This is a genomic window from Deltaproteobacteria bacterium (assembly GCA_016709225.1).
GTDB lineage: Bacteria > Myxococcota_A > Polyangia > Nannocystales > Nannocystaceae > Xiheibacterium > Xiheibacterium phototrophicum.
On record JADJEE010000012.1, the window covers coordinates 1,567,566 to 1,581,442 of the forward strand.

The following is a 13,877-nucleotide window of genomic DNA, read 5'->3' on the forward strand; positions in this document are numbered from 1 at the left end:
GGAACTCCTACGACCACCGCGGATGTGCAGTGGGAATGGTCCCTCTGTGGAGTCGCGCCTCGATCACGGCTCTGCCGTTGTCGGACGCCCACGGCACTGGTGCGGCCCCGAGCGGGGCACGTCGGCCGAGCGGCCGACGCAACGTCAGCCCCGCTCACACGCCGTGGCCCATCGTTCCAAGCCCGGCTACGGCCATCGCGGCCCGAAGCGTGGGCCCAGGGCCCGCGCGAAGCAGCGTCCTCATTTCGCACGCCCACGCCGACGAATGCTCGATCGGCCACCGACGATCGGTGCGCCGCCGGCCCCCGCAGGAGCCGGCCTCGACGCACGCGCCGCCGCGACTACGGCCACACGAAGGTGACGTTGCGCTCCTTGGCGCGGTCGGCCTCGCTGGTGCCCTGGGCCTCGAGGTCGCCCTTGGCCACCACCTGCAGCAGGTTCTCCGGCGCGCCGTTGTTGATGAGCATGTCCTTCACCGACTTGCCGCGACGCTCGGTCAGCAGGATGTTGTACTCCTCGGTGCCGACGTTGTCGGCGTGCGCCTCGAGGATGACGTTGCGCCCCTGCTCCGCGATGCAGGTCGCGAGCGCCTTGAGGTCGGCGCCCTGCTTGTCGCCGACGGTGTCGGAGTCGAAGCCGAAGTAGACGGCATCGAGGCCACAGGGCCCACCGACGTCACCGCCGCTGCCACCGGGGCCCGAGAACACGCAGGTGCCACCGTCGCAGATCTCGTCCATCTTGCACTGGTCGTCGGTCTGGCACTGGCCGGTGTTCGAGCAGCGACCCGTGTCGAGGTTGCAGGTCGACGGCGAGCACTGGATGTCGTCGGTGCACTGGGCGCACTTGCCCTCGGTGCAGGCCCAGCCACCCGTGCAGTCGGGCTGCGAGGTGCACGGATCGCCGATTTCACCGCCGCCGGCGCCACCCTCGGTGATGAGCGCGGGATCCTGACAGCGGAACTCGTGACACACGAAGCCGTTGCCCTTGCCGACGCAGTCGGCATCGGTCGCGCAGTTCTGGCACGAGCCATCGACGCACTTCTCGCCGAGGTCGACCTTGCAGTGCTTGTCCTTCTTGCACTTCGGGTACTCGGGCTTCTTGCACGCACCCACGGCGGTCGTGAGGAGCAGGGCACCAAACATGGGGATCAGGGAGCGGAGCGCGGTCGACATGCTGGATCGTTCCTCGCCGAGCCGCATCGAGCGCGGCTTGGGTCGGGGGGAGTGTCGCGGGGGACCGTGCAAGGCGCAAGGCCCAAACGCCTGCCAGCCCGCGCGCTGCCGCACGGTTGTCGCGAAATCCCGGTGCGCTGGCTTGCGCCCCGACGGGCGTCGGCGCAGGCTAGCTCGCCATCGATGAACGATCGCCCCGTCACCAAGGGTCGCCGACTGCTGCGACTCGCGAGCATGACGGCACAGGTCGCGGGTGGCTACGCGAAGTCCCGCATCAAGGCGGTGTTCCAGTCCGACGCCGACGCCGAACGCGACCGGGCGCAGACCCACGCGCGCTCGGGCGAACTCATCGCCAAGACCCTCGGTGAGCTCAAGGGTGCCGTGATGAAGGTGGGGCAGATGGCCTCGATCGCGAAGGACATCCTGCCCCGCGAGCTCGCCGAGGCGCTCGCGACCCTGCAGCGCGAGGCGCCGCCGATGCCCTTCGACGTCATCGAGGAGCAGATCGAGCGCGAGCTGGGTCAGTCACCCCACGCGCTGTTCCAGCGCTTCGATCGCACGCCGTTCGCGGCCGCATCGATCGGCCAGGTGCATCGCGCGACCACCGACGACGGCCGTGAGGTGGTCGTGAAGGTGCAGTACCCCGGCGTCGACGAGGCGGTCGACTCCGACCTCGCGCACCTGCGGCTCGCGCTGCGTGCCAGCGGCCTGCTGAAGATCGAGCGCAAGGCCCTCGACGCGCTGTTCGACGAGATTCGCCGCGGCCTGCACGAAGAGCTCGACTACTGCAACGAGGCCGACAACGTCCGCTTCTTCCGCGAGCACTACCGCGACAACCCCGATGTCGTGGTGCCGGAGGTCATCGGCGAGCGCAGCTCGCAGCGCGTGCTCACACTCGGCTTCGAGCCCGGCGATCACGTCGATCAGACCGACGAGTACCCGCAGGAGCTCCGCGATCGCCTGGGCGCGCTGCTGTTCCGCACCGTCTGCGAGCAGATCTTCTCGCTGCAGACGATCCACGCCGATCCAAACCCGGCCAACTTCGCCTTCCGCAGCGATGGTCGACTGGTGTTCTACGACTTCGGCTGTGTGAAGCGGCTGCAGCCCGAGATCGTCGCGGCCTACAAGGCGACCGTGCTCGCGGGGCTGGGCGAGGACTACGACGGCGTCGAGGCCGGCCTGCTGCGGCTGGGCGCGCGCAACCCCGCGATGCCGGCGGTGCCGGCCAGCTACTACAAGATGTGGCGCGACATCTTCGCGCGACCGTTCGTCGGCGACGACCCCTTCGACTACGCCGCCGCGAACATGCACCGCGACGCGCTCGAGCACGTGCCCGGCTTCCTCGCGAAGTGGGTGTCGTCGTTCCAGCCGCCTGCGGAGCTGGTGTTCCTGGATCGCGTGGTGGTCGGCCACTACGGGACCATGCGCAGGCTCGGCGCCCGCGGGGCCTTCGGACCGCTGCTGCGCCCGTTCCTGGGGCCGTGAGCGCGGACACCCGTGGCATCGCGCGCCCGCGCGGGCGATCAACCGTGCTCGAACGGGTCGCAGCCGGTGATCACGAGATCGACATCGAGGGCCGCGAGGCGCTCGGTCGCCGCCAACAGCACCCGGCGCGCGCCCTCGGTCATCACGCGTAGACCCGAACCGTCGAGCTCGATGCGCTGCGGCTGCGACGGCAGGATTTCGCGGATCGCGTCGAGCACCCGGGGCACCGCGTGCAAGCGCAGCTCGGAACCGAGCGCCACGCGCGGCGCGGCATGGGTGACGGCGGCGTGGCGAATGACACGCGCGAGCTGGGTATGGGCCATTGCGAGCGGGACATCGGCCTAAAGCGGAATGTCTTGAACGCCGAGCGGCCCGCTGCATCGACGGCGTCGCGGCCCGTCGGCACGGGCACGAGGACGCGACCATCGTCACGATCGTCCGAGAAAACGTCCGTGGGCACTGGTGGAACCCACGGGAATCGGGGTCCAATGATGCTGTCGTGACGCCTCCCACCAGTCGGCCCCTCGCACGTGCATCGGAACACCTCGCCGGCGGACGCTTCGCAGAGGCGGCGGGTGCCTTCAAGGCGGTGCTGCAGATCGACCCCGACGAGCCCCAGGCCCACGTCGGGCTCGGCCACTGTGCGCGCGCGCGCGGGCGCGGTGCCGAGGCGTTCGCCCACTTCGTGCGCGCGGCCGAGATCCATCGCGAGCGCGAGGAGAACGACGACGCGCTCGGCTGCTATGCGCAGGCGGTCGCTGCCGATCCTTCGCAGCTCGACGTGCACGTCGACATCGCAGCGATCGAGGCCGAGGTCGGCCAGCTCGACGCCGCGCGACAGCGCCTCGAAGGCCTCGCCGAGAACTACCTCGCGCGCGGCCGCTCCGACGACGCGGTCGCGATCCTCGAGTTCGTGAACCAGTGGGACGACGACGCCGGTGACGAGGTCGAGGTCGAGATCGACGCGGTACCCGAGCCGGTGGCAGCGTCGCACTCCGGCATCATCGCGCCGCCGATCGGCGTGCAGGTGCTGCCCGAGATGGCCGCCGTCGAGCTGCCGGTGCGCGACACCGAGGGCACGATGGTCATCCAGACCTTCCTGCTCACGCCGGAGGGGCGACCGTTCATCCCGGGCATGTTCGAGCCCGAGCCGGCACCACGCCGCGACACCGCCGTGCCCACGGCTGCACCACGTCGCGACACCGCCGTGCCCACGGCTGCACCACGTCGCGACACCGCCGTGCCCACGGCTGCACCACGTCGCGACACCGCCGTGCCCACGGCTGCACCACGTCGCGACACCGCCGTGCCCACGGCTGCACCACGCAGCGGCACCGCGGCCCTGACGCTGGCCCCCCGCGAGACCGCCGACGACGCGTCGGAGGCCGCCGCGTTCGAGACCGAGATCGACATCGATGCCACCGGCTCGCGTCGCGCACCGCGACGCGCGGCGCCGCAACTGGCATCGCTGGACGAGCTCGACGATGTCGTGCTGCCGCCGGGATTCGAAGACAACGAGCCCGCCGACGAGCGCGAGGCCACGACCATGCGCCCGATCCCCACCGCCGCGATGCCGCAACCGGTCGCCGCGGCCGCACGATCCGCGGCGCCCCCATCGGTCGACGCCGCCGGGCGCACGCTCGCGGAGCGACTCCGCAGCACGCGAGCCCGCACGGCCGCCACACCCGCGAAGCCCGCCGCAGCAGCGAGACCCACGGCTGCGACTTCGAAGCCCACCGCGGCAACCTCGAAGCCCGCCGCAGCGACCAAGCCCGCCGCCGCAGCGACCAAGCCCGCCGCAGCCGCAACCAAGCCCGCCGTCGCAAGCTCGAAGCCCGCCGCAGCGAAGCCCGCCGCCGCAGCGAAGCCCGCCGCCGCAACCTCGAAGCCCGCCGCAGCGAAGCCCGCCGCAGCAGCGAGCAGGCCCGTCACCACCGGTCGGTCGAACGCCGCGGGCAAGCCCGCGTCGGCGACGTCGGCTCCGCGCCACGCGACGACGGCGGCGAGCCGACCGACGACGCGCACCCCCGCGGGTCCCACGGCGGCGCATTCGACCACCGCGGCGATCCCCGCTGCGCGCGGCGGTGCGATCGCCCGCCCTTCGACCTCCGCGCCCGCGCGTCCGACCGGCGGCACGCGTCCGGCCACGCCGTCGCCGGGGGCTCCGCGAGCGAGCGCCAGCGCCAATGCACCGGCGCGCCCATCGGCGAGCACGCGCCCGACCCCGACCACCCCGACCACGACGGCAAGCCCGAAGGCCGCGCCTGCACGACCCGCCGGCAAGCCCGCGGCGTCGCCACGGGCGACCACACCGACGGCGCGCGCTGGCACCGGCGCGGGTGCACCCACGCGTGGCAAGCCGCAGCCGACCGAAGGCGACACCATCCGCTCGGCGCCGCCGATTCCTCCGCCGGGCTATCGTGCGGATCAGGTCGTCGTCATGCGTCCTCGCGGCACCGCGCCCGGCGTCCCCGCTGCGGTCACGCCCAGCGCGACCCTACCCATGGTGATCCCGGCACCAGGCCGCGACGACATCGACGATCAGCACACGGTGCTCTACCGCGGCGACGGCTGACGGGCAGAAGGCGCTCGCCACGGCCCCTGCGCCCCCGCGGCGTCGCGACTTGCCCCGGCCCAGCCACGAATCTGCGGGGGTCTGGCAGACTGTCGCAATGATGGGCACCAGAGTGCATCGAAGAGTCGTCGAGTTCGCAGCGGTATGCCTCACACTGGGCGGCTGCGTCGTGGAAGAGCGCGACGATCTCCGCGAGATCGATGCGTCGGAGCCCCAGCTTCGTTCGCAGGGCGCGGGCGAGCAGGATGATGACGACGGTGGAATCGAGTGCGGGTGTTGGCCCGGTGCGGCCAACCCTCAGCAGGGCGACGAGTGCAACTACTTCGCTCCCGCCGCCGCGCCGGTGCCATCGCAGCAGCTCGTTCGGGAGAACTGCCATGAGGTCGATCCGCCGTGGTGCGGTGCGCAATTCGGCTGCGAGTTTCAGGCGTCGGTCTGTACATGCACGATCGATCCCCGCGTCGGCCGGCCCCCAAGCGTTCTCGACGGAGATCCCCCCGCGACGGACTACTACCCGGCCGGCTTCTGGCCGGGTATGTGGACGTGCCGGATCGCGCCGGGCACACCGCTGTCGATGAAAAAATGCTCGACCGTCCCGTCGTAGCGACAACCGGCCGGCGTGCTCGAGCAGCGGCGCCCCGACCTCCCGACGCCGTCATTGTCCTTGGCAGCAGAACGTGAACGGTCCCACGGGTTCGATAGCTCCCGTGGGCTCGGCCGCGTGCGAGACCGGGCAAGTCGTCGACGTCGGTGAGGCGACCGATACCGAGGCGCCCTGGGCAGCCGTGCACGTCTGGTCGCCGAGTATCGCCGCGGGTGCGCCGCTGCATTCTGACTCCGCGTAGACCTGCAACGCCGCCTGACTACAGTCCTCGGCCTCGAGGCCGCACACGCAGCTCGTGCAGGCGCGCGTATCCATCACATCGGCCCAGTAGGACCGCCTCTGCGTGTATGCCCCGTCTGGGCACGGGACATCATCGTCGCGATAGATGCACCACTCGGGTCCAAACCCCGACGGAATCGGCGGCAAACATGACCCGCCGTCGCAGTCGGCGGGCGGCGCTTCGAGCTTGCAGCTGACAATCGTCGCCTCCCATGCAAAGGCCGGGATGTCGTCGGATTCAGTCCTCTCGCAGCTCCCTACGCCGCCGGCATATTCGATGGCGATCTGAACCATCCCATCGATGGGCAACTCGACACAAGGCTCGCCCACCGCAATGGGCGCGAACTTTGGCTCCTCCCCGCAATCAGGTGCCGAGCCCAACTCGACCAGGGCGAAGCACCCATCGCTCGGCGCTCCGAGCTCGCAGCTGCACGTGCACGACGCCGGCCCGGGGTCGACGAACCCGTCGACCAACGTTGGCCCGGCGACGAGCCCATCGCCCGAGCACTGCGGTGGGGTTTCGCCCGCCAGAACCCGCGCATGCACGATCGGGCCGAGCCACCCGGGAGGGGGCGGAGCCCCGCACGACCCGCCGTTGCACGGTCCGCTGGCGGTTTCGGAGCTCGAGGTCGCGGGACTCGATCCGCCGTCACCCGCTCCATCCGCGCTCGACTCGTCGGTGGCGCCGATGGACTCCGAGGATCCCGCCGATGCCGCGGACGTCGGCCCGACGGACACGTCGGGGCCTCCGCCGCCGCAGGCTGCCATCCAGGGGAGCGCGCAGCACCGAACGGTGAGCCGCAGCGTGCCCCCGCGCATGAGTCCGATCGTCACGGGGCCACTTCCTTCGTCGCCCACCGATCCGTCACCGCCCGAGCATTCACCGACGGCCGCTACGATCCGCGGCACTTCGGCGAGCGTCGCCGCCGCCCCGCTGGGCAAGGGGCGGACGATCGCGTGGCGTCACGCGCACTCGCACAAGAGGCTGCCGTCGACCGCGAGCGTGCCCTGGCAACCCGGTGCGGAGCAGAAGCTCCCATCGCACGCGACCTCGGAGTTCGCCAGGCAGTGCGGTGGATCGGGCACGCACGGAATCGGCAGGCAGCACATCTCGGTGTCGCAGCCGCCCGGGCACTGATCCGCGGGTACTGGCTGCGCGTCGCCGGCACAGGTGGCGCCCGGTCCGAGCGGCTCGCATGCGGGCGCAGGACCGCCGCAGCACGGCTGCACGCAGATCTGGCTCGCGTCGCAGGTGAGCTCCCCGCAGCTCTGCGAGCCGCCGCTGTCGGCGGCCGAGGTCTGCGTGCCCGCCTCCGAGCTGCTGCCGCCATCCGCACCCGAGCCCGTCGTGCCGCCGCCGGTCGCCGTGGCCGACGTCTCGTCGCCCGTGCTCGACGCCGTGCTGCCATGGCCGGCACTCGAGCTGCCACCCGCTTCGCTTCCACCGGCAGAGTCGCCCGCGTCGTCGCCAGCACACGCCACCACCACCAACGAAATCCACCCGATCCACACACGATCCAACTTCATGCCGGCGACGGTAGCATCGCCGCGACGCATCCACATCATCGACAGCTCGACGTGCACACGTCGCGTGCCGACTCACCGTTTCCGCAAGAGTTGGTCGCTCGAGGCGGGCGATGGACGGCCGGTGGATCGATCACCGCCGTGGCGTCGCGCGGGGCCGTCGCGCGCGGGGCCGCGGCACCGCGCACAGCTCGTCGGCGACATCGTCGATGAGTGCCGCGATCTCGTCGTCGCTGCGCGCCGGAGGAAACTCGCCGAGCTCGGCGTCGGGCTTGCCGAGCAGCGCGCCGTCGGTGGCGGCGGGCTCGTCGGTGAAGTCCCACTGGGCATCGATCGCCGCGCGGGTCCACGAGCCCTCGGACGAGGGCTCGAGCTGCACGATCGGAGGCGCGATCTTGATGGCGGTGTCCACGTTCCCCCCTGTCTCGGCGTCGCAAAGAGCAATCGACGTGCCACCACGGAACGCCCGAGTCGGCGCGTTCGACCGTAGGTGCCGGGCCCCGACTGCGCAGCTTGGTTGTGCAATCTGCCCAGCCGAAGGTTCCCTCCAGCGGCCCCTCCCGCGGGCCGGGCCGTCACGGCAGCAAGAGCAGCAGGATCTGCGCCACGCAGCACGGCTTCGCCGAGCCCGAGGCGCGGAACTCGACCGCGAAGGTCGCGAGCTCGCCAGGCGGTCGCGGGGTCAACGACTCGAGCGTCGCCGACATCGTCAGCTCGCAGCCGACCTTCGCGACGTCGGGGAAGCGCAGCTTGTCGGCGCCGTAGTTGAGCATCGCGCTCACGCCCCGTACGTCGAGCAGGCGCTCGAACATCAGCTGCGGCAGCAGACTCAGCACGAAGTAGCCGTGGGCGATCGTACCGCCGAACGCGGTCTTGCGCGCACGCTCGACGTCGAGGTGAATCCACTGGTGATCGTGGGTCGCGTCCGCGAAGGCCTGCACCGCCGCCTGATCCAACACCACCGGTGCGGTCGGTCCCAGGGTCTTGCCGACCAACGCACGCATGCCCTCGATGCCCTCGACCGTCAGTGCGCCCATGACTTCGCTCCTCGCGGCGCATGCATGCCACGAAATCCCTCGCGTGGGATCCGCGACGCGACGGTACGCGAGCCGGCCACGCGGCGACGCGCGCAGGGCTGCTATCGCAGGGCTGCGAGTGCGGTCTCGAGGCCGACGTGGTCGGCAGCGGCCAGCCCCAGCGCCCGCGCGGTCTGGGCCATCGCGTGACCGTGCCCGACGAGCGCGCCGAGGGCCGCCGCCGTCGCAGCCACCGGCGGGGGCGGCATCACCAACAGCTCGCCGGCCAGCCGCCCGGTCTGCACGCCATCTTGCACCTCGCCGAGGCGATCCTGCAGCTCGGTCACCGCCCGCAACGGCTCCTCGACGTGGGGCCCCAACACCGGCGCGAAGAACTCGACGGTGTAGCGCAGGTTCTTGATCTCGATGCGCAGCGCGTGGGCATCCTCGGCGTCGCCGTCGTCACGCAGGCGTGCGAACGCGCGAGCGCAACGTTCGACCCGAGCCGCGACCAGGCCCGGCGCGGCTGCACCGACGGTGTGGCGCAGCCCCGGCACTGCGCTGGCGATGCAGCGCTCGGCTGCGACCACGAGCTCGCGCCACGCCTCGGAGCGCATCGCCTGCAGCACCTGCAACCTCGCGCGATGGCGGCGACGCACCAGTCGATCGTCGACGTCGGCCCACGCCTCGGCCGCAATGCCGACGAACGCGGCACGCCACGCGGGGATCGCCTCGCGTTGCACGTCGTAGTCGCGCACCTGGCCCAGCAAGCGGCCGAACGACCGCAGCCGCCGGCGGAAGTCGTCACCGGCCTCGGGATCGAACGCGGCCTCGTAGACCCGCAGCGCGGTACGAAGGCGCCGCATCGCGACCCGCATCTTGTGCACGTGCTCGGGGTCGAGGCCCACGCGCACGCCGGGTACGTGGGCCAGCACGGTCTGCCACCACGCGTGGATGACCGCGCGCGCGGCGTCGACCAGCAGCGCGTCTGCGTCGGGGCTGGGCGCCTTGGCGCCGTAGCGGAACTCTCCGAGGCCCAGGCTCGCGCGCGCCCGCTCGAACTTGGTGCGGTGTGACGCCGAGAGACCCGCGCGCTTCGAGAGCTGGACCGCGAGCTCGCGCAGCACCGCCGCGTCCCCCGAGCGCAGCTCGAGCTCGAGCTCGTGGAAGCTCGCGCGGCGGGCGTGGGGCTCGGCGGCACGGACGTGGTCGACGCACAGCTCCATCGCCGTGCCGTCGATCGAGACCGCGAAGCGACGCCGCGTGGTCGTCAGGGTCAGCACCTCGCGGGGGGTCTCGCCGAGCTCGAGCCCGAACAACTCGGCGACCCAGGTCCGCACCCGCTCACCGGCGTCCTCACCGGGTCGCAGCGCACAGGTGAACTCCGAGCGCGCCAACACCAGCGAGCGCTCGATCGGCACCGGCTTGAGCTCGACCGTCCGCAGGCCCGCACTGTCGCGCACGCGCACCGCGAGCCCGGCCGCGACCAGCTCGTCGGTGCGAGTGTCGAGATAGGTGTCTTGCTGCTGCAGCTCCACCGGGCCGCTGACGTCGCCGCGTCGGGCGAGCCACCCCAACAGCTCGCGCTCCACGAAGTCGGGACCGCACACGAGCTTGGCTTCGGTCTCGACGGCGACCATGCGAGGTCACGCTAGCGGTGCCCCTGGGCCGCCGTCCAGTCACAACACCGTGACGGGCTTGCACTTCATTACACTAGTGATATGGTGTAACTGTGCCGTTCGAGGTCGAGCTCGACTACGACCGCGGTCTGCCGGTGTATCGGCAGATCTACGAGGCCGTGACGCGCGCGCTGGCCAGCGGCCGCCTCGGCAGCGACGAACAGCTGCCGACCATCGTCGAGCTCGCCGCCCAGCTGGGGATCAACCCCAACACCGTGGCCCGCGCCTATCGCGACCTCGAGCACGACGGTCACATCGTCGGCAAGCGCGGCCGCGGGACCTTCCCTGCGCCCGATCGCAAGCCCGCCGAGGGCTCGCGCGACGACGTCCTGCGCGACATCTACGAGCGGGCGATCCGTGACGGTGCGCGTCACGGCCTCTCGCCCCGCGACATCCTGCGCTACTTCCGAAAGGCAACCACCGATGGCTAACTCGAGTCGCCGACGCACCCGCGCGATCCTCCGCGCCGCCTGGTCGACCCTGCGCCGTGACCCCGCGCTGCTGTGGTTCTCGGCGTTCATCGCGGTCGCGACCTCGGCGGTCGTGGCCACCTCGGCGGTGCTGGGCTGGCTGGGCGTGCGCGCGGCCGTGCTCGCGCTCGGCGTCGAGGCCAGCGGCGCGCTGGAGACCAGCATCGACACCCGCGCGACGCTCGGCATGGGCCTGTTCGCGTGGTTCGGGCTGCACCTGGTGGCGCCGTTCTTCGGGGTCGCGGCCGCCAGCGCGACGCTCGAGGCGCTGGCCGGTCGCCGCTGGACCGTCGCCGGCGCACTCGGCTGCGCGCTGCAGCGCAGCGGTGCGATCGCGACGTTCGCCGTGCTCGATGCCTCGGTCGGTGCCCTGCTCGCACGCATGCGTGGCGGGCGACGCGAGCGCGGCGGCAAGCGTCCGCGTCGCGAAGGTCATCCGCTCGCCGCGAAGCTGCTCGGCGCCGCGTGGTGGGCTGCGACCTACCTCGCGGTGCCGGTGATGGCCCGCGAGCAACGTGGCGGCGTGGCGGCGGTGCAGCGCTCGGGCACGATCATGCGCGAGACCTGGAAAGAGGCCTTCCTCGGGCGCTTGGTGCTCGGCTGGGTGCTGTGGCCAGTGGCGATCGTCGCGGTGCTCGGCACCGTCGGCGTGTGCCTGCTGCTGGGCCTGACGCCCGACACCCACGTCGCCAGCTTCGCGATTGCGGCGGCGGTGGCGGTGGTCGCGATCGCAGTGGTCGCCGCGGTGCTGCAGACGCTCGACACCATCTACCGCTGCGCGCTCTACGTGTTCGCGACCGAGGGCGTGGTGCCCGAGCCCTTCGACGACGCCGAGCTGCAGGAGATCTGGCACAGCGCGTGACCGCGAGTCGACTCATGGTGGCCCGCCGCCGGGCACCGGACGCGCGTCACCGGGGCCCCACAGCGCAGAGAAGCCGCTGCCATCGGCCCACGCGGTGACGGCTCCGCCCTCGGCCGGGCACACGCGCGCCACCTCGAAGCGCAGATCGACGCAGCGCCCCGACGGTGCGCACGCGTTGGACACGGCGAGCGCGACCGGCAGCTCACCCTTCGCGGTGCCCACGAGATCGGCGCGGCAGTAGACCTTGCCGCCGGTGAGCGCCATGCACGACGCACCGCTCGCGGTCACGGCACGCGCCGACGCGGCTCGCGGAAGCGCGGTCGTTGCGACCGCGGCGAATTGTGCGGCGGCCCATGCGAGCTCCGCCGCGCTCAGCACGTCGGTGCGCGACACCAACACGGCCAGATCGGCGCAGCCACACGGCGGCTCGAGCCCCATCGAGCAGTACGGGGAAGGCGGGCGTGTGCCTGCGGCGGGCGCGGCTGCCGGCGTTGCGGAGATTGGCGACGCTGGCGGCGTCGACGGTGAGGCCGCGGTGGACGGCAGCTCCGGGAGCGGCGTCGCGGCGCGCGGCGCCTCGGAGCGCGGCGCCTCGGAGCGCGGCGGCGTGGGCGAGTCCGGACGGCAGGCGGCGAGCGCAGCCACCGCGAGCGCGAAGGAACTCGAGCGCGAGCGTGCCATCGGTGTGAGCTTGTGCCGGGCTCGGTGACCATGTCGACCCCCTGCGTGCGTCGGGCGGCGAACCATCCGCGGCGCGAATGCGGAGGTGACCACCGCTCGCGTCGCTGCCCCGCCTGCGGCGTACCGAAGGCGGGCGCAGTTGTGATGTGCCCGTCGCCCGATCTACGGTGCCGCCGACGATGGACCTGCCCCACGAACACGTCGACGCCGCCGCGTTCGACCTGACGTGCGACGGCACGAACCTGCGCGACCGCCTCGGTCGCCTGCGATTGCTGCGCGGCGCCAATGTCTCGGGTCGCTGCAAGGCGCCGCCGTTCCTGCCCTTCGACGATCCGACGTGGTTCGACGTGCTCGCCGACTGGGGCATGAACGTCGTGCGCCTGCTGGTGATGTGGGAGGCCATCGAGCCCGAGCGCGGCCACTACGATCACGGCTACCTCGCGCGCGTGGCCCAGCTCGTGCGCGCCGCCGGGCAGCGCGGCCTCGCCGTCATCGTCGACTTCCACCAGGACCTGTTCTCGCGCAGCTTCGGCGGCGACGGGGCGCCGGCATGGGCGACACGGCCGGGGCGACGCCGCGCGAACGGCCGCAGCTGGTTCTGGCACTACGGCATCTCGTCGGGGGTACGCGCCAGCTTCGACGCGTTCTGGCGCGACCAGGGCGGCGTGCGCAGCTCGTTCGTCGCGGCGGTCGCGGTCACCATGCGTGCGCTCGCGGACGAGCCGGCGGTCATCGGCTACGACCTCTTCAACGAGCCCATGGGCCGCCTGCGCGACCTCGTGCGCGGCCGCTTCGAGCGCGACGCGCTGTCGGCGTTCCACCGCGACTGCATCGCGCTGCGCGACCGCGAGGCGCCGGGTCGTCTGCTGCTGGTCGAACCCACGCCGCTGGCCGCGTTCGGGGCCCCGACCGCGCTCGCCGAGCTCACCGGTGACGCGCTGGTGTACGCGCCGCACCTGTACGACGCGACCGCGATCCTGGCGTCGCGCTTCGTGCCGCGGCTGTCGACCTTCCCACCCTCGCTCGCGCGGGTGAAGGCGACCGCGAGCGCGTGGCGACGGCCGCTGTTCGTGGGGGAGTTCGGCGTGCTCGGTGGCATCGTCGGCGCCGCGGCGATGATCGAAGACCAGTGCGCGCGGCTCGATCGCGCGTGGGCGAGCTGGGCGGTGTGGCACTTCAATCCCACCGCGCAGGACTGGAACGACGAGGACGCCTCGATCGTGCTGCCGGGCGGCGACGAGCGGCCGTGGACCGCCGCGTTGGTGCGCCCGTGGCCGCGCGCGCTGGCGGGCACGCCGATCGAGCTCGAGACCGCCAGCGCGCGGCCGTGGACGCTGCGCTACCGCGCCGAGGGTGATGCCGCAACCGAGGTGGTGGTACCGCCGCGGTGGCTCGCGGGCCGGCCGCTGGCGCTCACGGTCGAGGGCGCCGACGCCGATCACGACGAATCCACCGGCCTGCTGCGCCTGCGTGCCGAACCCGGCGGCACGGTGCGCGTGGTGCTGCGTCGCTGATACGCTCTAGGTTGCT

The 13,877-nt window shown here is 72.1% G+C and carries 13 protein-coding genes; 6 read left to right on the forward strand and 7 right to left on the reverse strand.

The annotated features are described in order from the left end of the window. Positions 1 to 341: 341 nt before the first annotated feature. Positions 342 to 1,142, reverse strand: coding sequence for an OmpA family protein (locus IPH07_31410; protein MBK6921947.1), 801 nt, complete (start codon positions 1,140 to 1,142; stop codon positions 342 to 344). A 213-nt stretch (positions 1,143 to 1,355) separates the two neighbouring features. Here IPH07_31410 and IPH07_31415 point away from each other — a divergent pair, with 213 nt between their 5' ends. After that, a complete protein-coding gene (locus IPH07_31415) occupies positions 1,356 to 2,657 on the forward strand; it encodes an AarF/ABC1/UbiB kinase family protein (protein ID MBK6921948.1) in 1,302 nt (433 codons plus the stop codon). A 38-nt stretch (positions 2,658 to 2,695) separates the two neighbouring features. Here the strand turns inward: IPH07_31415 and IPH07_31420 are convergent, their stop codons facing one another. Further along, entirely contained in the window at positions 2,696 to 2,980 is a 285-nt protein-coding gene (locus IPH07_31420; protein ID MBK6921949.1) for a hypothetical protein, read from the reverse strand. Between IPH07_31420 and IPH07_31425 the strand changes: the two genes are divergently transcribed. Both IPH07_31425 and IPH07_31430 read left to right on the forward strand, forming a co-directional pair. Next, a complete protein-coding gene (locus IPH07_31425) occupies positions 2,980 to 5,232 on the forward strand; it encodes a tetratricopeptide repeat protein (GenBank protein ID MBK6921950.1) in 2,253 nt (750 codons plus the stop codon). The genes IPH07_31420 and IPH07_31425 overlap by 1 nt on opposite strands. Before the next feature lie 112 nt (positions 5,233 to 5,344). After that, a complete protein-coding gene (locus tag IPH07_31430) occupies positions 5,345 to 5,836 on the forward strand; it encodes a hypothetical protein (protein MBK6921951.1) in 492 nt (163 codons plus the stop codon). A gap of 1,242 nt (positions 5,837 to 7,078) precedes the next feature. On the opposite strand, the gene IPH07_31435 is transcribed toward IPH07_31430, so the two are convergent. From IPH07_31435 to IPH07_31450, 4 genes are all read right to left on the reverse strand, one after another. Further along, positions 7,079 to 7,642 (reverse strand): hypothetical protein, encoded by a 564-nt coding sequence (locus IPH07_31435; protein ID MBK6921952.1) that lies wholly within the window; start codon positions 7,640 to 7,642, stop codon positions 7,079 to 7,081. Between the two features lie 130 nt (positions 7,643 to 7,772). Then, a complete protein-coding gene (locus tag IPH07_31440) occupies positions 7,773 to 8,051 on the reverse strand; it encodes a hypothetical protein (protein MBK6921953.1) in 279 nt (92 codons plus the stop codon). A 163-nt stretch (positions 8,052 to 8,214) separates the two neighbouring features. After that, positions 8,215 to 8,676 carry a MaoC family dehydratase gene (locus IPH07_31445; protein ID MBK6921954.1) on the reverse strand — a complete coding sequence of 154 codons (462 nt, stop codon included), beginning with the start codon at positions 8,674 to 8,676 and terminating at the stop codon, positions 8,215 to 8,217. Positions 8,677 to 8,777: 101 nt separating this feature from the next. Further along, positions 8,778 to 10,295, reverse strand: coding sequence for a CHAD domain-containing protein (locus IPH07_31450; GenBank protein ID MBK6921955.1), 1,518 nt, complete (start codon positions 10,293 to 10,295; stop codon positions 8,778 to 8,780). A gap of 92 nt (positions 10,296 to 10,387) precedes the next feature. On the opposite strand from IPH07_31450, the gene IPH07_31455 reads away from it, so the two are divergent. Next, the gene (locus tag IPH07_31455; protein MBK6921956.1) at positions 10,388 to 10,765 is read left to right on the forward strand and encodes a GntR family transcriptional regulator; all 378 of its coding nucleotides are present in this window, start codon (positions 10,388 to 10,390) and stop codon (positions 10,763 to 10,765) included. Next, positions 10,758 to 11,666 carry a hypothetical protein gene (locus IPH07_31460; GenBank protein ID MBK6921957.1) on the forward strand — a complete coding sequence of 303 codons (909 nt, stop codon included), beginning with the start codon at positions 10,758 to 10,760 and terminating at the stop codon, positions 11,664 to 11,666. Before IPH07_31455 ends, IPH07_31460 begins: the two co-directional genes overlap by 8 nt. Before the next feature lie 12 nt (positions 11,667 to 11,678). Here the strand turns inward: IPH07_31460 and IPH07_31465 are convergent, their stop codons facing one another. Next, complete coding sequence (locus tag IPH07_31465; protein ID MBK6921958.1) at positions 11,679 to 12,347, reverse strand: hypothetical protein; 669 nt, start codon at positions 12,345 to 12,347, stop codon at positions 11,679 to 11,681. A gap of 179 nt (positions 12,348 to 12,526) precedes the next feature. Between IPH07_31465 and IPH07_31470 the strand changes: the two genes are divergently transcribed. Next, entirely contained in the window at positions 12,527 to 13,861 is a 1,335-nt protein-coding gene (locus IPH07_31470; GenBank protein MBK6921959.1) for a cellulase family glycosylhydrolase, read from the forward strand. The last annotated feature ends 16 nt before the right edge of the window (positions 13,862 to 13,877 follow it).

Coding starts and splice junctions, on each gene's coding strand:
- IPH07_31410 (MBK6921947.1), bottom strand. CDS start 1,142: ATGTTTGGTGCCCTGCTCCTCACGACCGCCGTGGGTGCGTGCAAGAAG.
- IPH07_31450 (MBK6921955.1), bottom strand. CDS start 10,295: ATGGTCGCCGTCGAGACCGAAGCCAAGCTCGTGTGCGGTCCCGACTTC.
- IPH07_31445 (MBK6921954.1), bottom strand. CDS start 8,676: ATGGGCGCACTGACGGTCGAGGGCATCGAGGGCATGCGTGCGTTGGTC.
- IPH07_31420 (MBK6921949.1), bottom strand. CDS start 2,980: ATGGCCCATACCCAGCTCGCGCGTGTCATTCGCCACGCCGCCGTCACC.
- IPH07_31470 (MBK6921959.1), top strand. CDS start 12,527: ATGGACCTGCCCCACGAACACGTCGACGCCGCCGCGTTCGACCTGACG.
- IPH07_31435 (MBK6921952.1), bottom strand. CDS start 7,642: ATGAAGTTGGATCGTGTGTGGATCGGGTGGATTTCGTTGGTGGTGGTG.
- IPH07_31415 (MBK6921948.1), top strand. CDS start 1,356: ATGAACGATCGCCCCGTCACCAAGGGTCGCCGACTGCTGCGACTCGCG.
- IPH07_31460 (MBK6921957.1), top strand. CDS start 10,758: ATGGCTAACTCGAGTCGCCGACGCACCCGCGCGATCCTCCGCGCCGCC.
- IPH07_31465 (MBK6921958.1), bottom strand. CDS start 12,347: ATGGCACGCTCGCGCTCGAGTTCCTTCGCGCTCGCGGTGGCTGCGCTC.